This is a genomic window from Tenacibaculum sp. SG-28 (genome assembly GCF_002954385.1).
GTDB lineage: Bacteria > Bacteroidota > Bacteroidia > Flavobacteriales > Flavobacteriaceae > Polaribacter.
In genome coordinates this window covers 51,730-73,083 of the sequence record NZ_MQVY01000002.1, presented here as the reverse complement: position 1 = coordinate 73,083, position 21,354 = coordinate 51,730, and the positions used below count along the sequence as shown (strand labels likewise).

Sequence of the window (21,354 nt, the reverse complement as noted above, 5' to 3'; positions counted from 1 at the left end):
TGACGTTTTTACGAAATGCATAAATTATTTTATATTAGAATGCAGCATTTTGTGGTGTTCTTGGAAAAGGTATTACATCCCTTATGTTACTCATACCTGTTGTAAAGAGTACCAATCGTTCAAATCCTAATCCAAAACCTGAATGCACAGCAGTTCCAAATTTTCTAGTGTCTAAATACCACCATAATTCCTCTTCTGCAATCCCTAATGCAGCCATTTTTTCTTGTAAAACATCCAAGCGTTCCTCTCGCTGTGATCCACCTACCATTTCTCCAATACCGGGAAATAAGACGTCCATAGCACGAACTGTTTTACCATCTTCATTCAAACGCATGTAAAATGCCTTGATATTTGCAGGGTAATCAAATAGTATCACAGGGCATTTAAAATGCTTTTCTACAAGGTATCTCTCGTGTTCTGATTGTAAATCTACTCCCCATGCATCAACCGGATACTTAAATTTCTTCTTTTTATTTGGTTTCGAATTGCGCAAGATATCTATAGCTTCGGTGTATGAAACTCTCTTAAAATTATTATCTACCACAAAATGTAGCTTTTCCAACAAGCGCATCTCGCTTCGTTCTGCTTGGGGCTTTGATTTATCTTCCTGAACTAATCGCTGCTCTAAAAATTGCAAATCGTCTTTGCAGTTGTCTAAAACATATTGCAGTACCGATTTAATAAAATCTTCGGATAAATCCATGTTCGCATCTAAATCATTAAACGCAACCTCTGGCTCGATCATCCAAAATTCAGCAAGGTGTCTTGTGGTATTTGAGTTTTCTGCTCTAAAAGTAGGTCCGAAGGTATATACTTTCCCTAGTCCCATTGCATAGGTTTCTGCTTCTAATTGTCCAGAAACCGTAAGATTGGTCTCCTTTCCAAAAAAATCTTTGGTATAATCCACTTCTCCAGCTTCATCAAGTGGAGCCTCATTGGCTTTAAAATTGGTTACTCGAAACATTTCACCGGCACCCTCTGCATCCGAACCAGTAATAATCGGAGTATTTACATAATAGAAGCCATTATTTTGAAAGTACTGGTGTACCGCAAATGATAAAGCAGATCGAACACGCATGATAGCACTGAATGTGTTTGTTCTAATACGCAAATGCGCTTGTTCTCGTAACTTTTCTAAGGTATGTCGTTTTGGTTGTAAAATAGTTTTGGATACTTCGTCAGGGTCGGCATCTCCTAAAATAGAAATAGTATCTACCTGAACCTCTACTTTTTGTCCTTTTCCAGCACTCTCTACAAGCGTACCTTGTATACTTACTGCAGCACCGGTTGTGATTCGTTTTAAAAGATTTTCCTCTGTGTTTTCGAAATCAACCACACATTGTATGTTGTGAATTGTAGAACCATCGTTTAACGCTATAAAACGATTGCTTCTAAAAGTTCTTACCCATCCTTTTACATGGATTTCTTGCAAAAATTTATCCGACTCTAAGAGTTCTTTTACACTACTTCTATTCATTGTTTCTTAAATCTTGTATAAAAAGCAAATATACTTTTTTGCTACTAATTGAGCAATCTCGATAGGTATTATAAATAAAATGAAATTATAAGACTTTTCTATTTTATTTATCACTGTCTTTTGGTGGAAGAATCTTAAATTTTGATTCTTTTAAAACTTTTTTATTGGCTATTTTCTTTTCAAAGGTAAGCAGTAAAGAAGGGAGTAATACAAGATTGGATACCATTGCTAAAAGTAGCGTGACAGATACTAATCCACCAAGTGCAATCGTACCTCCAAAACTAGAAACCGTAAATACTAAAAAGCCAAAGAATAACACAATGGAGGTGTAAAACATACTAACCCCTGTTTCTCGAAGAGCAGCATATACGGCTGGTTTTATTTTCCAGTTGTTCGCCAGAAGCTCCTGTCTGTATTTTGCTAAAAAATGGATGGTATCGTCTACGGAGATACCGAAAGCAATACTAAAAACTAATATAGTAGACGGCTTAATAGGAATATCAAAGAATCCCATTAAACCTGCCGTAATTAGAAGTGGCAGCATGTTAGGTACTAAAGATATTAAAATCATTTGTGGTGATCTAAACATCCACGCCATGAATATCGAAATTAAAAATATTGCTAAGGACAAGGAAATCACCAAATTCTTAATTAGATAATTAGTGCCTTTTAAAAATACCAAGGCTTTACCAGTCATAGACACTTTAAATCGGTCATCTGGAAATTGTTTTTTAATAACGGCTTGTAATCGTTCTTGAATGATATCCATTTTATCGGTACCAATATCTTTCATAAACGTTGTTATTCTCGCATATCTACCGGATGCATCTACAAAATTATCTAGCATTCCTGCATTGCTGTCAGAATTTTTAGTGTAGGCGAAGATATAATTCCTCTCCTGACTTGTTGGTAATTGATAGTATTTTGGATTACCATTGTAGAAAGCTTGTTTCGAGTATTTAACCAAATTCGTTATGGAAATTGGTTTCGAGAGTTCAGGAAAAGTTTCAATTATTTCATTTATTTTTTCCATTTTTTTCAGGGTAGATAATTTCATAACCCCTTTGTCTGTTTTAGTATCTACTAAATTTCTAACGGCATAATACCGCCGAATTCTCGCTCGAAAAACTTGATGTCTTTATAGAATTCTTTACTTTTAGGCATGTCTTCTATCAAACTTCCAGAGACTCTAATTTGATAAAGACCAATCATACTAAAAATAATCACAATCACGGTAGTAATGTAAATACTGATTCTCTTGTTCCGTACGGTTTGTTCCATCCAATTAACCACATCTTCCATCCATCTTTTTTCAAGATGACTCAAGTGTTTTTTTTCTGGAAGTGGCATAAAACTATACAGATTGGTATAATTAAAAGGGCCAGTATAAATATGCTAATAATATTTACCGATGCAAGAATACCGAATTCACGAAGCAGTTGGCTTTTTACAAAAACAAAGGTTGCAAATCCCGAAGCCGTAGTTATGTTGGTCATCAGCGTTGCATTTCCTATTTTCGAGATTACTCGCTGTAAGGACTTTGCTTGATTTCCGTGTTTTTTAACTTCTTGTTGGTATTTGTTAATTAGGAATACTGCGTTTGGAACCCCAATTACGATTATTAGTGGGGGAATTAAGGCCGAAAGAATAGTTATTTCGTATCGAAATAAACCGATGAAACCAAACGCCCAAATAACGCCGATTCCTACTACTAACAAGGTAATAAATGTAGCTCTAAACGATCGGAAAAAGAAGAAGAAAATAATGGCAGTAATCAAAAGAGCACCAATTACAAAAATCCCCATCTCTTTGGTAATATTCAAAGAATTAAGTGTTCGAATATACGGCATTCCGGATACCCGAACATTTACCTGATATTTGTTTTCAAATTTCTCAATAGTGGGTATAAGAACTTCCGTAATAAAGTCTGCTCGTTCTGGTGCATTGATAATTTCCTTATTGAGGTAAATTGCAGTTTGAAGTACTCCATTATCATTATACAAAAGGTTTTCATAAAACGGTAGTCTTTCAAATAGTTCCTTTTTTATCTCCTCTACTTCTTCCTTACTAGTTGGTGTGTTTTTAAATAAGGGTTCTAGTTTAAACTTTCGAGCTTTCCGGTCGGCTTTTAATTGTTTTACATCTGCAATAGATAAGGTAAAATCTACTTCCGGAATACTGTCAAATGATTTGGATAGTTCGTTCCATGCATTAAATTTTTCAGGAGTAAAAATAGAACTGTCTTTTACTCCTAAAAGAATCAAGTTTCCTTCTTCTCCAAAAACCTTGAGGAATTCGTTGTATTCAATATTTACTTCATGATCGGCAGGTAATAAATTTGCTTCTGTATACGAAAAGCGCATGTACTTCATTTGAGTAACCAATAACCCTGTAATTACAGCTATGAAAAGTAAAACTAAATATCGGTTTCGAAGTATGAAACCAGCAATCTTGGTCCAAAAAGTCATTCAAAAAAAGTTTTCGCAAAGTTATGTAAATGCTTGGTATAAAAACAAAAAAAGAGTGTATAAAACACTCTTCAGAATTATTTAAAATAATTTTCTCTAAATGGTCATTATCTCTTTTTCCTTAACGGCTAGTTTTTCATCAATCGATTTTACAAATTGATCCGTTAAAGCCTGAACTTCTTCTTCGGCTGTTTTTTTCATGTCGTCGGAAAATTCGGTTTTTTTAATGTCGTTATTCGCTTCTTTACGCGCATTTCTTATCCCTACTTTTGCATGTTCAGCCTCCGACTTTGACTGCTTTACTAACTCTTTTCTTCGTTCCTCTGTTAAGGCGGGAACATTGATGATGATGGTATCACCATTGTTCATTGGATTAAATCCTAGATTAGCTAACATAATTGCTTTTTCTATTTCTTGTAACATGTTCTTTTCCCAGGGTTGGATAGAAATAGTTCTTGCATCCGGTGTATTTACGTTGGCTACTTGTCCTAAAGGAGTAGCCGCGCCATAATAATCTACCTGAACGTTCGCTAGCATCGCTGGAGATGCTTTTCCTGCTCTGATACTTCTTAATTCTTTACTTAAGTGATCTATTGCCTTTTCCATTGCCTCTTTGGCAGAGTCTAAAATAAAATCAATCTCTTCGTTCATTGTGTAGTAATTTAAATCCTCTTTGTTTGTATGGAGGTTATTATTCGTCTTTTATTGGTTATTTACAACAGTTCCTATCTGTTCTCCCGATAGTAATTTTAATAAATTACCTGTTTTGTTCATGTCGAACACAATAATTGGAAGTTCATTTTCTTCACTTAGGGTAAAGGCGGTCATATCCATGACTTTTAACCCTTTTTCAATAACATCTTTAAAGGTAATGGAATGGAACTTAGTTGCATTTTTATCTTTTTCAGGGTCAGAGGTATATATACCATCTACCCTTGTTCCTTTTAATATAGCGTCGGCATTGATTTCAATCGCTCTTAAAACAGCAGCAGTGTCTGTCGTAAAATATGGATTTCCTGTTCCTGCACCAAAAATTACCACTCGTCCTTTTTCTAGATGACGATTTGCTTTCCTTTTGATATACGGTTCTGCTATTTCCTTTATTTCTATTGCGGTTTGTAACCTCGTTTGTAGTCCTTCGTCTTCTAAAGCACTTTGTAAGGCCAAACCATTAATACAAGTGGCTAACATTCCCATATGATCACCTTGAACGCGGTCCATACCATTTAATTCACCAGCAACTCCTCTAAAAATATTTCCACCACCAATTACGATTGCAACTTCTATGTTTTTAGCGACCACCTCTTTAATTTCTTGGGCGTATTCTTTGAGTCTTTGCGGATCAATTCCGTATTGACGCTCTCCCATTAGTGCCTCCCCGCTTAATTTTAATAGTATTCTTTTATATTTCATAATCATTTTGAAAGTTGAGCAAAATTAAGGATTTTTTTTATTTTTTTTGGAAACAAAAAAGCCATCTAAAAATTAGACGGCTTTATTTTTTGTTATGGTTCAATTTATCCAAGAGTAACTCTTACGAAATTTGTAACATCAACATCCCCATATGTTGCGATATATTGGGCTACAGTTTTCTTTTCGTCTTTGATGAATTTTTGATCCAATAAAGCTTGTTCCTGATCTAAAGTAGTATTGTCAGAAATAAATCTTTCCATTTTACCTGGTAAAATTTTATCCCAAATTTTTTCAGGTTTACCTTCTGCTTTTAATTGCTCTTTAGCATTTGCTTCTGCTTGTGCAATAGCTTCCTCTGTCAATTGCAGTCTAGAAACAAATTGCGGTACATTTTTAAGAGTTTTTCCTAAACGAACCAACTCTTCATTATCTTTTACGATAGCAGCAATTCTCGCTTCTGTTTCTGCATTTACATAAGCAGGGTCAAAGTCTTTATACGAAAGTGTAGTTGCTCCCATAGAAGCAGCTTGCATTGCTAGATCTTTTGTTAAAGTAGCAGCGTTTTCTACTGGTTTAGATAAACCTACCATAGCGGCAATCTTACCAACGTGTGTGTATGCACCAACGTAAGGAGCTTCAATTCTTTCAAAAGCAGTGATATCGATTTTTTCTCCAATTACACCAGTTTGCTCAATTAACTTCTCTGCAACAGTCATACCTCCAAAATCAGCAGCTAAAAACTCTTCTTTAGTAGCACAGTTAAAAGCGATATCTACGAATTCAGCAGCCAATTGCTTATACGTATCATTTTTTGCTACGAAATCTGTTTCACATGCTAATACAATTGCAACTCCGTAAGTGTTGTCTTCACTAATTTTAGTAATAGCTACACCTTCCGTTGACTCACGATCTGCTCTTTTAGCAGCTATTTTTTGTCCTTTTTTACGTAAAATTTCTATTGCCTTATCAAAATCACCTTCCGCTTCTACTAATGCTTTTTTACAATCCATCATACCAGCTCCGGTAGTATCTCTAAGTTTTTTTACGTCTGCAGCGCTTATTTTTACTGACATTTCTATCGTTGTTTTATTGTTGTAATTATTTTATTGTACAAGGTAAAAAAATGTAAAGGTTTCTTTATTAAGAAACCTTTACATTATAATTATTTTGTTTCCTCTTCTGTTGAGGTAGCAGCTTCTGTTTTTCCTTCAGCAGCAGCTTCTTTTTCTGCTTTTGCTTTTTCTTTATCTGCTTTTCTTTCTGTTAATCCTTCAGAAATAGATGCTGTGATATACGATAATACTTTATCGATAGACTTTGATGCATCATCATTTGCAGGAATTACAAAGTCAATTGGTCTTGGATCTGAATTAGTATCCACCATCGCAAAAATTGGAATGTTTAATTTCTGTGCTTCTGCAACAGCAATGTGCTCTTTCTTTACATCAATTACAAATAATGCACCTGGTAAACGTGTCATGTCTGAGATAGAACCTAAATTCTTTTCTAGTTTTTCACGTTGACGGTTAATTTGTAATTTTTCTCTTTTCGATAAAGCATCAAAAGATCCATCTTGTTTCATTCTATCAATAGAAGCCATCTTTTTAACAGCTTTACGGATAGTAACAAAATTTGTTAGCATTCCACCTGGCCATCTCTCTGTAATGTATGGCATATTAACGGCTTTAGCTTTTTCTGCTACGATATCTTTTGCTTGCTTTTTGTTGCAACAAATAATACTTTACGACCAGAATTCGCAATTTTTTGTAACGCTTTTGCTGCCTCGTCGATTTTAGCAGATGTTTTATACAAATCGATGATGTGAACACCATTACGCTCTGTATAGATATATGGAGCCATGTTTGGGTTCCATTTTCTTGTTAAGTGACCAAAGTGTACGCCACTTTCTAGTAATTCTTGAATGTTTGCCATTTTAAAAATGTGTTTACGTTCTGTTTTCGCAATATTTCAGTAGGTATTACACATCTGAAATATTTAGATACTAAACTGTTATTATACTTAAATATTGAAAATAACAGTTCTGATAAACGATTAACGTTTAGAGAACTGGAATTTCTTACGTGCTTTCTTCTGACCGAATTTCTTACGCTCTACCATTCTTGGATCACGAGTTAATAGTCCTTCTGGTTTCAAGACAGCTTTGTTTTCTTCATTTATTGCAACTAATGCTCTAGTAATACCTAAGCGAATCGCTTCTGCTTGACCAGTAACACCACCTCCAAATACATTAACTTTGATATCGTATGACTCTAAGTTTTCTGTTAACATTAAAGGTTGTTGCACTTTGTATTGTAAAGTTGGAGTAGTAAAATAATTTTTAAACTCTCTTTTGTTAATCGTGATGTTTCCACTTCCCTGTGCAACATAAACACGAGCAACTGCTGTTTTTCTTCTACCTATTTTGTGTACAGTTTCCATTATTTAAGATCGTTAAGGTTAATAGCTTTTGGGTTTTGAGCGTTTTGCATGTGCTCAGAACCTGCATAAACAAATAAATTTCTGAATAAAGCGCTTCCTAATTTGTTTTTAGGTAACATTCCTTTTACTGCCTTTTCGATAAGTCTTGTAGGATCTTTCTCAAACATTTCTGTTGCAGTAAGCGATCTTTGTCCTCCTGGATAACCGGTGTGACGGATATATGATTTATCAGTCCACTTTTTACCTGTTAAATTAATTTTTTCAGCGTTGATGATTACAACGTTGTCTCCACAATCTACGTGAGGTGTGAAGTTTGGTTTGTGTTTACCTCTTATAAGTTTTGCAACTTTAGAAGCTAAACGACCCAATGTTTGTCCGTCCGCATCCACTAAAACCCACTCTTTGTTTACGGTAGCTTTGTTAGCCGATACTGTTTTGTAACTTAATGTGTTCATAATTACACGATTAGTTTTTGTCTATGAATTAATATTTATATTTCCTTTTAAAAAAGGACTGCAAAAGTACAATTATTTATTTTAGTAACAAATAGTTACACGTTTATTTTACTTTTAAAACACTAATTTTTATTGGTTGTATTCGGTATATTTAATAGCGTGAAAAAAAAAGGAGACTGTTTGTATAGTCTCCTCTTCGTTTTCTTAGTAAAATTCTCCTTACTCTACTTTTTGATCTAATAAATCAAAAATTGGTTTAAACGTGGTAGAATGATGATTTTTGTTCTTCGGTTTTTAGATTTATTTGCCGGAGTATCGTTAGCTGCGATTGGAACATAGCTACTTCTACCTGCAGCAATTAGTCTATTTGGTGCAACTTGGTATTTGTTTTGTAATTCACGTACAATTGCAGTTGAACGCTTAACACTTAGGTCCCAATTGTCTTTTAAGCTTGATTTGCTCTTAACTGGTGTATTGTCTGTATGTCCTTCTACCATTACATCCATTTCAGGTTGTCCATTAACTACTGTAGCAACTTTTTCAAGTACTTTAGACGCTTTGTCATTGATCGTGTAACTACCACTTTTAAATAATAATTTATCCGATATAGAAATAAAAACCACAGTTTTTTCAACATTTACCTCAATATCCTCATCGTCTATTCCTTGTTGTAATTCTTTTTTCAGGTGGAATGCCACTAGTAAATTTAGAGAGTCTTTTTTTGAGGCAGCTGCTCTAATTTTGTTAATGTATTTATCTTTCTTTCCAAGCTGCGCTAAAGACTCTTTAATATTGTCATTAGCTCCTTGTGTCAATACAGTCAGGTCGCCAACTTGTTTTAAGGTTTCTTGTTTATCTCTTCGTAAATCTTCTACAGTACTAGCCAATATTGCAGATTTTTCTTCATAGCGTTCCTTTTCTACCAAGCACTTAGTTAAATTAGCTTTCGTGTCTACTAACTCTTGTTTAGTTTGGTTGTGTTTTGCTTGTAAGGCTTCTAACTCTTTGGTAGACCCACAGGAAGCAACTAGTACAGATAATGCAAATAATAAAACGACTTTCTTCATAATTTAAAATTTATTCTTATTAGAATTCACTCACAAAGTTAAAAAAATGAAGGTACAAAAATTATAATTAACATTCTTTTATGAGGATGGAATGTTATTTTTGTTCCTTAAAAGTCTTAAAATGAAATCTAAATTACTTTTTTACCTCGGTTGTATTTGTTTGATTTGTGTGGTAGCATGTAAAAAATCGTCGCCTACAGATCCTACCACAAAATTAGCAGGAGTTGTTTTTGGTACTACGTATTCCATTAAATATGTAGCAGATACCGACTATAAAACTTCTATTGATAGTTTATTTCAAATTACCAATGCTTCGTTATCTACGTATATTGCCGATTCTGATATTTCACGGATTAATGCGGGAGATACCACTGTGGTAGTGGATAATTTGTTTTTAGAGGTGTTTCAGAAGTCAAAACGAATATACAAAGAGACTTCAGGTTATTTTGATCCAACGGTTTGTAATCTGGTAAATGCATGGGGTTTCGGTTATAAGAAGGAACAACAAGATTTAGACAGTGCACAAGTAAAAACATTAATGGCACATGTAGGCTTTGATAAAATCGTAGTTAACGATAGAAAATTACGGAAAGAAGATGCAGCGGTATGTCTAGACTTTAACTCAATTGCGAAAGGTTATGGAATCGATGTTGTTGGGAGGTTTTTGGAGTCGAAGGGGATCGTGAATTATTTGGTAGAGATAGGTGGCGAAATTAGAGCAAGAGGCGTTAAATTTAATGGTGAATTATGGAAAGTAGGCATTGATAACCCTAATACAGATGGTTCTCGATCGTTTTCTAAATTAGTTACACTAGATAACCAATCTATGGCAAGTTCTGGTAATTATCGAAAATTTAGGATTGGCGCAAATGGTAAAAAGTACGTACACACCATAAACCCTAAAACTGGTTTTGCTGTTGAGAGTAATTTGTTAAGTGCGACTGTTTTTGCCCCAGGAGATTGTGCTGATGTAGATGCATATGCCACTGCTTTCATGGCGATGGGCTTCGAAAAAACAAAGTTGTTTTTAGCAAAATTTCCCGAATTACGAGTTGTTTTATTATACGTAAACCAAGAGGGATCTATTCAAGAATATACTAATTATTAAACTTTACGACATACCGGTAATATCTCTCCTTGCATTAGCGCATATTTGGTGACGAGTTCTTTAGGGATAGTCTCCGTGTATTTAATCGCCTCAACCAAAAATTTATGGGCTCGTAGTTTGTCAAAATAATCCATGCCATATACGCGAACGTGATCGTATTGTCCGAAGATTTTTGCACGCTCTTTCGGATCTGTAATGCTGTTATCTTCAAAAGTAACCGCTCTGTGGATGTCTTGTGGTATTTGAAATATGCCCCAACCACCTGTTTTCATGACCCGATACAACTCATTCATGGCCTTGCATCATCTGGGATATGTTCTAAAACATGATTACATAAAATAACATCAAATTCATTATCTTGAAAAGGTAAGTTGCAAATATCTGCTTTGACGTCTGCGATTGGAGATTCAATATCTGCGGTAGTATACGCTAGATTTTTTTGTGATTTAAAGCGGCTGTAAAAGCATTGCTCTGGTGCAATATGTAATACCTTTAATGAATTTTCTGTTTCAAAAAAACTAGTTTCATTCTTCAGATACAACCATAGTAAACGATGCCTTTCTAGGGAGAGTGTAGATGGGGATAGGGCATTTTCTCTTTGTGTACCGTAGCCATAAGGAAGTAATTTTTTAAAGGACTTGCCATCAATGGGATCGGTATAAGTATCGCCTTTTAACCACCAAGAAATTACGGGACGTATTAGGTAGCTAATTTTAATTAGCCAGGGTCTTGGAATGGTGTTTAAAATAACTTTAAAAAATGACATCTTTAGACTTGGAAGGGAATTTGACGAAATTCGTCTTCTTCATTGCTTTCAATTCCTAGTGCTTCGTATATGTATGCAAATGTCGATAGTAGTTCTGGTTTACCATCTACGATAGCAACGTCGTGTTCAAAATGCGCACTTGGTTTGTTGTCTAACGTGGTAATAGTCCAACCGTCTTTGTGCTGCAAAATTTTATGTGTTCCCATATTGGTCATCGGCTCGATGGCAACTACCATACCCTCTACAAATTTTTTTCCGCGACCTCTTCTTCCGTAGTTAGGCATTTCTGGGTCTTCATGCATGGTTTTTCCAATTCCATGGCCTACCAATTCTCTAACGACACCGTAGCCGTTTTTTTCCGTGAAGTTTTGGATCGCAAAACCAACATCACCAACCCGATTTCCTACCTTTAACTCGCGAATCCCCACGTATAAACTCTCTTTGGTGATGTCTAAAAGTTTTTGGGTTTCAGAGGTAATTTCTCCAACGGCAAATGTATAAGCATGGTCTCCGTAAAAATCATTTTTAATAGCTCCGCAATCGATAGAAATAATATCTCCCTCTTGCAAAGGTGTATTATTTGGAATACCGTGTACCACTTGGTCATTAGGCTCATACACAGCGTGTTTGGAAAGTCATACAGGCCTAAAAAACCTGGGATAGCACCTTGTTCTCTGATAAATTCTTCAGCAAGTTTATCTAGGAACAATGTAGTCACACCTGGTTTAACTTCTTTAGCAAGCATTCCAAGTGTTTTGGAAACTACCAAAGCACTTTCTCGCATTAATTCGATTTCCTCTTTTGTTTTAGGCTTGATCATGTTAAAAATATTGAGGCGCAAAATTACAATTATTTTTCGTAAGAATGCTTGTATGGTACTCCTGAAACTATTTTTAGAATATCGTTTTCAATGGTAGAGCCATCATTTGGGTGCTCTACAAAACGTCCTATTTCCTTCCCGTCCTTATAGAATATAAACGTCGGTACTCTAAGAATGTTATAACCTTTTTCAAGATCATTTGCTTTTTTAGCTCTATCAACAGCAATTAATTCTAAATTTTTATAATTAAAACCAGCGCTGTCAAAGATTTTGTAAAAATTTGGTATTTCACGTTGGCTATCGCCGCACCAAGTTCCCATAAATCCCTTTACAGTTACTCCATTGGTATTTTCTTTAATACTGGCAACGGTTTTCGAATCTATTTCGTAATAACTGTAGAAATCATTAAACCATTCGCTACCATAGGGCTCTTCTTGGAAATTTTTCTTGGATACAAACCCAACCAAGTCTCCGTCTTCATTTTTTATGGCGGCTGTTTTTGTAACAGAGGCACATGCGGAAAGCATAACTATGCTTAAAAGTAAAAGAATGTTTTTATTCATTGTGTTAAGTTTAAATCAAAGAGTGTTGTGTCATTTCTTTTGGCTGTTCTACTCCCATTAGTCGTAAAATAGTAGGTGCGATATCTCCTAGTACCCCATTTTTTATTTTTTGTAGCTCTTTGTCAATTAAAATCATTGGAACTGGGTTTGTAGTGTGGGCAGTATGCGGGCTACCGTCTGGGTTTAGCATAGTTTCGCAATTTCCATGATCTGCAATTAAAATTGTAGTGTAATCGTTTTCTAGTGCTGTAGTGATTACTTCCTCTACACATTTATCTACTGCTTCACATGCTTTTACAGCTGCTTCAAATACTCCGGTGTGTCCTACCATATCACCGTTGGCAAAATTCAAGCATACAAAATCAACAGTATTATTTTGAAGTTCTGGGAGAATAGCATCTTTGATTTCGTATGCACTCATTTCCGGTTGTAAATCATAGGTTGCAACTTTAGGGGAAGGACAAAGCAATCTTTTTTCACCCTTAAATTCTGCTTCTCTTCCTCCTGAGAAAAAAACGTCACGTGCGGATATTTTTCGGTTTCAGCGATTCGAATTTGTGTCTTTCCTGCGCGCTCTAGAACTTCTCCCAAGGTATTTTCAATATTTTTAGTGTCGTAGATAACTTGGATATCTTTAAATGTAGCATCGTAATTGGTCATTGTGACAAAATACAACGGTAATTTTTTCATTTTGTTTTCCGGAAAATCCTTTTGACTTAGAGCCTCAGTTAGTTGTCTACCTCTATCTGTTCTGAAATTAAAAAAGATTACTACATCTTCCGGATGAATTGTTGCAACTGCTTCCTGTGAATCCTCTACCATAATAATTGGTTTTAAGAATTCATCGGTTATGTTGTTGTCATAACTCTCCTGAATACTTTGCGCAGCATTTTGAGAATACTTTCCTTTACCACGGACAATTGCGTCGTATGCAATTGCAATTCTCTCCCAGCGATTATCTCTATCCATTGCAAAGTACCTTCCTGTTATAGAGGCTAACTTTCCAACGCTGTGTTTCATATGGTTTTGAATGTCTGTGATAAAGTGTTTTCCAGATTTTGGATCACAGTCACGGCCATCCGTAAAGGCATGCAAATAAACATTGGAAAGGCCGTAATTGTCTGCGGCATCCAAGAGAGCTTTTAAGTGCTCGCTATGCGAATGTATTCCACCGTCGGAGACAAGGCCCAAAAAATGAACGTTCTTGCCATTAGATTTGGCATAAGCAAAGGCATTTAGCAATTCCTTTTCTTTTGCTAAGGTGCCTTCCTGAATAGCCTTGTTGATTTTTGCTAAATTTTGATACACAATTCTTCCACCTCCTAGGTTCATATGTCCTACTTCAGAATTCCCCATTTGTCCGTGCGGGAGTCCTACATGTTCCCCGTCAGTTCTTAAGGTAGCATGTGGGAATGTATCGTATAAGCTATTTATAAACGGGGTGTGTGCATTGTAAATTGCAGAAACTTTTGGGTTCTGAGTAATTCCCCAGCCATCCAAAATCATTAATATTACTTTTTTATTCATTAGTGCGAATTGAAAGGTAAATGTACTAAAGTTTTTTTGTCTTGTCTTAAAAAACAACGAAACCGATTACGGGTTGTTGAATACTGCTTTTTAAGTTAAAAGTATTTTTAATGTATAGGAAGACTTATAGCCATTTATACATAGCAAGTTGCGACCCCTTGTGGTTGTGATTCTTAGTAAAAAGTTAGATTTTTTAATTTTAAAGTTATCTTACAACCAGTGGCTCAGAATAACGTTATTTTTAAAAGAGTTCTGTTAGTTTGTATAAAATCCAATGAAATAAATCAAAAGAAATAAAAATACAGTATATAAAATCAACTTTATAAAAGAGTTTCGTCGGTATTCCTTTTGAAGTTTCTTGCGTATTTTTTTAATTGCGCAGGAGAAGCATTTTTTTCTGTTAAAACTGAACCCTCCTAAGAATCTGTAGATCCGAGTTCTTTGATTTTTTTAAGTGTGTTATATCTTTCTCTTTGTGAATTTTTTACTTTTTTGTTTATTTCTGACGCTGGTCCGAATCCAAAACGCCTACTTTTCTTACTGTCTTTTCAAACTATATTGTTTCTTGCAATTACCTGTTTTCATTGGTATTTTCTGATTGCCTCTTTTATTTTTTCAATTCTATTTTCTGGATCTGGATGTGTACTCTGGAATTCCGGAATTCTATTCGGTCCGGCAGCAGCTTTAAGTATTTTCATTACATCGATAAAGTAGTTGGGATCGTATCCAGCTTCTAGCATTAATCGAACTCCTAATTCATCACTTTCTAATTCGTCTCCTCGTCCGTTTTTAAGCAAAGTTTGTTGTCCAATATTATTGGCTAATTGCCCTAAATCTGCACCAACTGAGGCACCCATGGTTAAGAGTTTCCAAAAGTTAGCTTCGGTAATTCGTTCGTTAGAATGCTTTCCTAAAACATGCCCAATTTCATGGCCTAAAACACCTGCTAACATATTTTCATTTAGGGTGCCGTCGCTGTGTGTAAGTCTTGAGAACAATGCATACGTAATGAAAACTTGACCACCAGGTAGGGCAAAAGCGTTAATGGTATTTTGATCTTTCAACAGATGAAAGTCGTATTGATAGCCAGATTCACGTGCTATGGTTTTGTTTACTAAACTATGACCTATTTGATCTACTATATTTTGGTAAGATTCATTCGGATATAACCCCCCGTGTTGTTGCACCATAACTGGTGTTTGTTGCAAGCCAATTGCCATCTCTTGCGTGGGTGATAAGCTTATGGATTGTTTTTTTCCGGTGTAGGGGTTTTCCGTTTGTTGACTACATTTCTTAAGGTAGGCAAAAACAACAATCGCAAAACCTATTAATAAACGGATTTTTAGATTTCCTCTTCTCATATTCTTTCAAAGTTTTTTAAGCTTAACAAAAATAAGAAATTATATTTTTTGTTAATCTTCATTTTTTTTTAACCCTATAAAAGAAGTAACTTTACAGTGCTAAAATATCATTTTATGGACTCGAATTTTGAATGGAATGCGGTGACTAAGAAACTGCCAAAACATTTGCATAAATTTATTGTAAAGCAACCGTATGATGAATACACTTCCCAAAACCAAGCAGTTTGGCGCTACGTAATGCGAATGAATGTCGATTATTTAAGTAAAGTAGCACATAAATCGTATCTAAAAGGTTTGGATAAAACAGGTATTTCTGTGGAAAAAATTCCTCACATGGCAGGAATGAATCGAATCTTAAAAGATATCGGTTGGGCAGCTGTCTCTGTAGACGGCTTTATTCCTCCAAACGCGTTTATGGAGTTCCAAGCTTACAATGTACTAGTTATTGCCTCTGATATGAGAACGATAAAACACATAGAATACACCCCAGCTCCAGATATAATTCACGAGGCAGCTGGGCATGCTCCAATTATAGCAAACCCCGAATACGCGGAATATTTGCGTCGCTTTGGAGAGATAGGTTCTAAAGCAATTTCATCTGCTAAAGATTATGAAATGTACGAGGCAGTGCGGCTATTGTCAATCCTAAAGGAGGACCCAAATTCTGATGCTAAAGCTATTAAAGAAGCGCAAGAAAAAGTAGAGTATTTACAAAATAATCTTGGAGCATTGTCAGAGATGGCTCAAATTCGTAACCTGCACTGGTGGACAGTAGAATACGGTTTAATAGGTACGCTGCAAAATCCAAAGATATACGGAGCAGGTTTGCTTTCCTCAATAGGAGAGAGTGCGTGGTGTATGCAGGATACGGTTAAAAAAGAATCGTACAGCGTCGCTGCAGCTTCGGTGAGTTTTGATATTACAAAACCACAGCCTCAGTTATTTGTAACTCCAGATTTTGCACATTTAAGTTTAGTTTTGGAACAGTATGCCAATACAATGGGGCTCCGTACTGGTGGTTTATCTGGGATTCAAAAGCTAATTGATTCCAACAATTTAGGGACTATTGTATTTAGCACTGGAATTCAAGTTTCCGGTGTTTTTACCAATGTAATTTCGGATGCTAAAAATCGCCCAATTTATGTGCAAACCCAAGGCGGTACTGCCTTGTCATGTAGAGATAAGGAGCTCATAGGACACGGGGTGCGTTACCATGCTGAAGGTTTCGGAAGTCCAATTGGTAAATTAAAGGGTATAAATATTCCAATCGAAGATATGAGCCCTAGAGATTTAGAAGCGTATGGCATATATGAAGGTAAAAGAGTGTCTCTAACTTTTGAAGGTGGTGTACTTGTGGAAGGGGAAGTGATTACCGGAACACGTGACTTATGGGGTAAGATTCTTCTCATATCGTTTAAAGATTGTAAAGTTACCCTTGGTGATCAGGTACTTTTTCATCCAGATTGGGGTATATATGATATGGCTGTGGGTGTGACAGTACAATCTGCATATGCAGGTCCTGCGGATAACAATTCCTTTGAAGATATTGGAAAGGTTTCCGAAACAAAAACACATAAAATTACCTACGATGCGAGGGAGAAAAGTTTGTATAAATTATACCAATCTGTAAGAGAAAAAAGAGAGAGTGGTACTATTTCAGAATCTTTTATTCAAGAAGTTTTCGCCGTGTTGCAAGTAGATTTTAAAAACGATTGGTTGCTGCCTTTAGAATTATTAGAAGTGGCGGTAGAAAAAAAGTATGCCGTTCAAGATGCACTTACCAAATACTTAAAAACATTACAAAGTAACAAAACTTACAAAACATTAATAGAAAACGGATTACATTTGTTGGGTAATTTTCAAAAAGCCTAAGATGGGATTGTTTAATTTATTTAGAACTAAAAATATGGATAATAAAATTAAAGAGTATTTAGAAAAAGGAGCTGTTATTTTAGATGTCAGAACACTAGAGGAGTGGAATGAAGGGCATTCTGAAGGCGCAAAACATATCGTACTAAATACTATACCAGCAAGAGTATTTGAGGTTAAAGAATGGAACAAGTCTGTGATAACCGTTTGTAGGAGCGGAGGTAGAAGCGGACAGGCAGCCGATTTTCTCAGTGGTCATGGGATAGATGTTATCAATGGTGGGCCTTGGCAAAACGTAGATAAGTTCTTGTAAAAAGAAAGGTACTTAAAATAACATATGAGGAAACGCTTGTTGTAGTGTTTCCTTTTTTTGTGCCAATTTTTTAAGGAATAATTGGTGTTTTTCGGATGCAGGATTGAAAGGCTTGTGTGCTAGTCCTTTTTGAATTGCAGCGACTGTTTCCATAGTTTTTTGTGCATCGGTATCTATCCACACTTCTGAAAATTTTTCCCAAATGTAATTTATTGCCGTAGTGTTGGGATGAATCATATCCTCCTTGTAAAAACGATAGTCTCTTAATTCATCCATCATAATTTCAAACGATGGAAAGTAGGACGCATCCCGTTTGTTTTTTATGAATTGGTGTACAGCATTTATTAAATGCGATTTACTTTGCTGATTTTCTATAAAGCCATCTTTTATATGTCTTATGGGGGAAACGGTTAAAATAAAACGGGTGGAAGAATTTAATCCTTTACAAAGAGTGTAAATATTTTGGAGACTTTGTCGTATTTCTTCAACAGATAAAAGTTCTTTTGTAAACATTTTCTGAGGAACCTTGTGGCAGTTTGCGACAATAGCTTTGGTTTCAATATTACGATATACCCATGCAGTTCCGAGCGTTATAACGACAACGTCTGCACTTTTAATCGTTTTCCGTGTTTGTTCTAAAGTAGTGTTCAATCGCTTTACATGAACTTCTTTTTCGGGGTTACTCAGCGAAGAATGTGCCGCAAAACAATGCCATCGTTCATTGAGAAAGAAAACCTCTTTTTCTGTATACGTTCTCTTTTCAATACTTTGTTGTACAAGGTTTTCAATTGCTTTTGGGTGAAATAAAATACCAAAAGGATTTTGAATAGCTTGAAATTGGAAGTATGTTAATTTATCCCCAATATTTTCTGAAAAACAAGAACCAAACAGCACTATTTTTTCCGAGTAACTAATCTGCTTTCTAGCAGGGCGTAATGGTATATGTGTACGTAAATTCATGCTTTTTATATAAAAAGAAAGTAAAGTTATATACATCTAAAACATACTTTTTTCAAGGTATATTTTAAATACTACATTAAACTGCAATTATGTAATGTATTTTCTTATGCAATATACTCTTTTGCTTTCTCTAAAACTTTTGGAATTCCCCCTGGATTTTTTCCGCCAGCAGTAGCAAAGAAGTTTTGTCCACCACCACCTCCGTGGATATATTTACCTAACTCTCGTACCACTTTTCCTGCGTCATACCCTCTTTCATTAGCAAGATTTTTAGATATATAACAGGTTAACATGACTTTTTCCTTGGAGGGAGCGCTGGCAAAAAGCAGAAATAAATTATCTATTTCACCGCCTAACTCAAACAATAAAGATTTAATGCTATTCGGGTCTAAATCTACTTGAGTAGCTAAAAAATGCACTCCATTTACCTCTTGTATTTGCTTTTTAAGAGAGCCTTTTAGGTTGCTAGCTTTATCTTTTAGTAATTGTTCGATTTGCTTTTTCAAGGCTGAGTTTTCTTCCTGTAGATTACTCACCGATTTGCTTAAATCTTTTGGGTTTTTCAATAATTCTTTTACGCCACTGTAATTCGTTTCCACTTCTTCAAAATACCTGCGTACAGCAAGATTAGTTATGGCTTCAATTCGTCTTATCCCTGCAGCAATTGCTCCTTCCGACTTTATCTTAAAGTACCAAATTTCACCGGTTCTTTGTACATGCGTTCCACCGCATAGTTCCATAGACTGCCCAAATCGAATACTTCTCACACTATCGCTATATTTTTCTCCAAATAAAGCTAGTGCTCCTTCGTCAATAGCTTCTTGCATTGGTACATTTCTTTTTTCTTCTAATGGTAAATTTTCTCGAATACGAGCATTCACAAATTCCTCTATTTCTTGGAGCTGTTCCTTTTCTAACTTAGCGAAGTGCGAAAAGTCGAAGCGTAAATATTTAGGGCTAACTAATGATCCTTTCTGTTCCACGTGGGGTCCTAAAATAGATCGCAATGCTTGGTGCAATAAATGTGTGGCAGAGTGGTTACTTGAAGATAACCTTCTAAAGTCGGCGTTAATAACTGCTCTAAAGGTCTCGTTTAGATTTTTTGGTAATTCTTTTGTAAAGTGAATGATAATATTATTCTCTTTCTTCGTGTTTGTGATATAGGATACATCTCCATTGGGAGCCTCTAGGAATCCTTTATCTCCAACTTGTCCTCCACCTTCAGGGTAAAATGGGGTGATATTAAATACTAATTGGTATTGGTCTCCATCTTTTTTAGAACTAACTTTTCTATACCGAGCTATTTTAACATTTGTGCTTAGGGTGTCGTAGCCCACAAATTCTTGTTCATCGTCTTCCAATAAAGTAATCCAATCTCCTGTTTCACTAGCAGATGCTGCACGAGATCGCTCTTTTTGTGCTTGCATTCCGGCTTTAAACTCCTCTTCGTTTACTGTATAGCCTTTTTCTCGTGCGATAAGCTGCGTTAAATCCAGAGGGAATCCATAGGTGTCATAAAGTTCAAATGCTTTTCTTCCGGAAACTTCTTTGTTTGCAGTAGTTTCAATTACACGATCCAACAAAATTAAGCCCTGGTCCAAGGTTCTCAGAAAAGATACCTCTTCTTCTTTGATTACATTGTGGGCCAGTCTTTGTTGTTTCTTAATTTCAGGGAAAGCAGCTCCCATTTGCTGTGCTAGAGTTTCTGTTAATTTGTAGATAAAGGCTTCTTTTTGATTTAAAAAGGTAAAACCGTAGCGAATTGCTCTTCGAAGAATTCTACGAATTACATACCCCGCACCATTGTTACTCGGTAATTGTCCGTCGGCAATAGCAAAAGCCACCGCACGAACATGGTCTGCAACTACGCGTATAGCGATGTCTGTTTTTTCATCGCTACCATAGACAGTTCCTGTTATGGTTTCTATTTCTCTAATCAAAGGAGTGAAGACGTCGGTATCGTAGTTAGACTGTACTCCTTGCAATACCATACACAAGCGCTCAAATCCCATACCAGTGTCAATATGTTTTGATGGTAGTTCTTCTAACGAACCATCTGCTTTTCGATTGTATTGCATGAAAACAAGGTTCCATATTTCTACTACTTGAGGATGATCTTCATTTACTAATGATTTTCCATCAATTTTTGCTTTTTCAGCAGCAGATCTAATATCAACGTGAATTTCAGAACAAGGACCACACGGACCCTGATCTCCCATTTCCCAAAAATTATCCTTTTTGTTCCCCATTAAAATTTGACTCTCAGGAACAATTTCTTTCCAAAAGTCATACGCCTGCTGATCCATAGTAGTGCCGTCTTTTGTATCTCCTTCAAAAACGGTGACGTAGAGAATGTCTTTGCTAATTCCGTATACTTCAGTAAGTAGTTCCCATGCCCAAGCAATGGCTTCTTTTTTGAAATAATCGCCAAAACTCCAATTTCCTAACATTTCAAACATGGTGTGATGGTAAGTGTCGTAGCCAACTTCCTCTAAATCATTGTGCTTACCAGAAACACGGAGGCATTTTTGCGAATCGGAAATTCTATTATTTTTTGGAGTGGCATTGCCGAGAAAGTATTCCTTGAATGGTGCCATCCCGGAATTGGTGAACATCAAGGTAGGGTCGTTTTTTAACACCATAGGTGCTGAAGGAACGATACTGTGTTGTTTTGATTTAAAAAAATCTAAAAATTTAGTTCTGATATCTTGGGATCTCATGCTACTCCAGTGTTGAATTAAATGTTAA

Annotated in this window: 14 protein-coding genes and 5 pseudogenes; 3 read left to right on the top strand and 16 right to left on the bottom strand. The window is 35.7% G+C overall.

The window, feature by feature from the left end; genetic code table 11:
• Window positions 1-34: 34 nt before the first annotated feature.
• The 9 genes and pseudogenes from asnS to BSU00_RS05300 form a co-directional block, all read right to left on the bottom strand.
• Window positions 35-1,477, bottom strand: coding sequence for an asparagine--tRNA ligase (asnS, locus tag BSU00_RS05340; RefSeq protein WP_105003477.1), 1,443 nt, complete (start codon window positions 1,475-1,477; stop codon window positions 35-37).
• A gap of 103 nt (window positions 1,478-1,580) precedes the next feature.
• Window positions 1,581-3,945 (bottom strand): annotated as a pseudogene (locus BSU00_RS05335) (RND family transporter).
• A 96-nt stretch (window positions 3,946-4,041) separates the two neighbouring features.
• Window positions 4,042-4,596 (bottom strand): ribosome recycling factor, encoded by a 555-nt coding sequence (frr, locus tag BSU00_RS05330; RefSeq protein ID WP_105003476.1) that lies wholly within the window; start codon window positions 4,594-4,596, stop codon window positions 4,042-4,044.
• A 51-nt stretch (window positions 4,597-4,647) separates the two neighbouring features.
• Window positions 4,648-5,358, bottom strand: a complete 711-nt coding sequence (gene pyrH, locus BSU00_RS05325) for a UMP kinase (RefSeq protein WP_105003475.1) — start codon at window positions 5,356-5,358, stop codon at window positions 4,648-4,650.
• Between the two features lie 104 nt (window positions 5,359-5,462).
• Complete coding sequence (gene tsf, locus BSU00_RS05320; RefSeq protein ID WP_105003474.1) at window positions 5,463-6,431, bottom strand: translation elongation factor Ts; 969 nt, start codon at window positions 6,429-6,431, stop codon at window positions 5,463-5,465.
• An 89-nt stretch (window positions 6,432-6,520) separates the two neighbouring features.
• A pseudogene (gene rpsB / locus BSU00_RS05315) lies at window positions 6,521-7,290 on the bottom strand (30S ribosomal protein S2).
• A 120-nt stretch (window positions 7,291-7,410) separates the two neighbouring features.
• Window positions 7,411-7,797: a 30S ribosomal protein S9 gene (gene rpsI / locus BSU00_RS05310; RefSeq protein WP_105003473.1), complete on the bottom strand. Its 387-nt coding sequence runs from the start codon at window positions 7,795-7,797 to the stop codon at window positions 7,411-7,413.
• Window positions 7,797-8,252: a 50S ribosomal protein L13 gene (gene rplM / locus BSU00_RS05305; protein ID WP_105003472.1), complete on the bottom strand. Its 456-nt coding sequence runs from the start codon at window positions 8,250-8,252 to the stop codon at window positions 7,797-7,799. Before rplM ends, rpsI begins: the two co-directional genes overlap by 1 nt.
• Window positions 8,253-8,488: 236 nt before the next feature.
• Complete coding sequence (locus tag BSU00_RS05300) at window positions 8,489-9,319, bottom strand: flagellar motor protein MotB (protein WP_105003471.1); 831 nt, start codon at window positions 9,317-9,319, stop codon at window positions 8,489-8,491.
• A gap of 121 nt (window positions 9,320-9,440) precedes the next feature.
• Here BSU00_RS05300 and BSU00_RS05295 point away from each other — a divergent pair, with 121 nt between their 5' ends.
• On the top strand, window positions 9,441-10,427 hold the full coding sequence (locus BSU00_RS05295) for an FAD:protein FMN transferase (protein WP_105003470.1): 987 nt from the start codon (window positions 9,441-9,443) through the stop codon (window positions 10,425-10,427).
• On the opposite strand, the pseudogene BSU00_RS05290 reads toward BSU00_RS05295, so the two are convergent.
• The 5 genes and pseudogenes from BSU00_RS05290 to BSU00_RS05270 all read right to left on the bottom strand — a co-directional run bounded on the left by BSU00_RS05290 (window position 10,424) and on the right by BSU00_RS05270 (window position 15,464).
• A pseudogene (locus BSU00_RS05290) lies at window positions 10,424-11,193 on the bottom strand (class I SAM-dependent methyltransferase). The gene BSU00_RS05295 and the pseudogene BSU00_RS05290 overlap by 4 nt on opposite strands.
• 2 nt (window positions 11,194-11,195) lie before the next feature.
• A pseudogene (gene map, locus BSU00_RS05285) lies at window positions 11,196-12,013 on the bottom strand (type I methionyl aminopeptidase).
• Between the two features lie 29 nt (window positions 12,014-12,042).
• On the bottom strand, window positions 12,043-12,576 hold the full coding sequence (locus BSU00_RS05280; RefSeq protein WP_105003469.1) for a thioredoxin family protein: 534 nt from the start codon (window positions 12,574-12,576) through the stop codon (window positions 12,043-12,045).
• A 10-nt stretch (window positions 12,577-12,586) separates the two neighbouring features.
• A pseudogene (gene gpmI / locus BSU00_RS05275) lies at window positions 12,587-14,103 on the bottom strand (2,3-bisphosphoglycerate-independent phosphoglycerate mutase).
• A 581-nt stretch (window positions 14,104-14,684) separates the two neighbouring features.
• Window positions 14,685-15,464, bottom strand: a complete 780-nt coding sequence (locus BSU00_RS05270; protein WP_105003468.1) for a M48 family metalloprotease — start codon at window positions 15,462-15,464, stop codon at window positions 14,685-14,687.
• Between the two features lie 114 nt (window positions 15,465-15,578).
• Here BSU00_RS05270 and BSU00_RS05265 point away from each other — a divergent pair, with 114 nt between their 5' ends.
• Both BSU00_RS05265 and BSU00_RS05260 read left to right on the top strand, forming a co-directional pair.
• Window positions 15,579-17,336, top strand: a complete 1,758-nt coding sequence (locus tag BSU00_RS05265; RefSeq protein WP_105003467.1) for an aromatic amino acid hydroxylase — start codon at window positions 15,579-15,581, stop codon at window positions 17,334-17,336.
• A 1-nt stretch (window position 17,337) separates the two neighbouring features.
• Window positions 17,338-17,646, top strand: a complete 309-nt coding sequence (locus tag BSU00_RS05260) for a rhodanese-like domain-containing protein (protein WP_233188605.1) — start codon at window positions 17,338-17,340, stop codon at window positions 17,644-17,646.
• 12 nt (window positions 17,647-17,658) lie between these two features.
• Here BSU00_RS05260 and BSU00_RS05255 read toward each other — a convergent pair whose 3' ends face one another.
• Together BSU00_RS05255 and alaS are read right to left on the bottom strand one after the other, a co-directional pair.
• Window positions 17,659-18,606, bottom strand: a complete 948-nt coding sequence (locus BSU00_RS05255; RefSeq protein ID WP_105003466.1) for a GSCFA domain-containing protein — start codon at window positions 18,604-18,606, stop codon at window positions 17,659-17,661.
• A 104-nt stretch (window positions 18,607-18,710) separates the two neighbouring features.
• Window positions 18,711-21,326, bottom strand: a complete 2,616-nt coding sequence (gene alaS / locus BSU00_RS05250; protein ID WP_105003465.1) for an alanine--tRNA ligase — start codon at window positions 21,324-21,326, stop codon at window positions 18,711-18,713.
• Window positions 21,327-21,354 lie beyond the last annotated feature (28 nt).

What these genes read in the sequence shown, in the direction of transcription:
- asnS (WP_105003477.1), bottom strand. Translation starts at nt 1,477, where the DNA reads ATGAATAGAAGTAGTGTAAAAGAACTCTTAGAGTCGGATAAATTTTTG.
- frr (WP_105003476.1), bottom strand. Translation starts at nt 4,596, where the DNA reads ATGAACGAAGAGATTGATTTTATTTTAGACTCTGCCAAAGAGGCAATG.
- pyrH (WP_105003475.1), bottom strand. Translation starts at nt 5,358, where the DNA reads ATGAAATATAAAAGAATACTATTAAAATTAAGCGGGGAGGCACTAATG.
- tsf (WP_105003474.1), bottom strand. Translation starts at nt 6,431, where the DNA reads ATGTCAGTAAAAATAAGCGCTGCAGACGTAAAAAAACTTAGAGATACT.
- rpsI (WP_105003473.1), bottom strand. Translation starts at nt 7,797, where the DNA reads ATGGAAACTGTACACAAAATAGGTAGAAGAAAAACAGCAGTTGCTCGT.
- rplM (WP_105003472.1), bottom strand. Translation starts at nt 8,252, where the DNA reads ATGAACACATTAAGTTACAAAACAGTATCGGCTAACAAAGCTACCGTA.
- BSU00_RS05300 (WP_105003471.1), bottom strand. Translation starts at nt 9,319, where the DNA reads ATGAAGAAAGTCGTTTTATTATTTGCATTATCTGTACTAGTTGCTTCC.
- BSU00_RS05295 (WP_105003470.1), top strand. Translation starts at nt 9,441, where the DNA reads ATGAAATCTAAATTACTTTTTTACCTCGGTTGTATTTGTTTGATTTGT.
- BSU00_RS05280 (WP_105003469.1), bottom strand. Translation starts at nt 12,576, where the DNA reads ATGAATAAAAACATTCTTTTACTTTTAAGCATAGTTATGCTTTCCGCA.
- BSU00_RS05270 (WP_105003468.1), bottom strand. Translation starts at nt 15,464, where the DNA reads ATGAGAAGAGGAAATCTAAAAATCCGTTTATTAATAGGTTTTGCGATT.
- BSU00_RS05265 (WP_105003467.1), top strand. Translation starts at nt 15,579, where the DNA reads ATGGACTCGAATTTTGAATGGAATGCGGTGACTAAGAAACTGCCAAAA.
- BSU00_RS05260 (WP_233188605.1), top strand. Translation starts at nt 17,338, where the DNA reads ATGGGATTGTTTAATTTATTTAGAACTAAAAATATGGATAATAAAATT.
- BSU00_RS05255 (WP_105003466.1), bottom strand. Translation starts at nt 18,606, where the DNA reads ATGAATTTACGTACACATATACCATTACGCCCTGCTAGAAAGCAGATT.
- alaS (WP_105003465.1), bottom strand. Translation starts at nt 21,326, where the DNA reads ATGAGATCCCAAGATATCAGAACTAAATTTTTAGATTTTTTTAAATCA.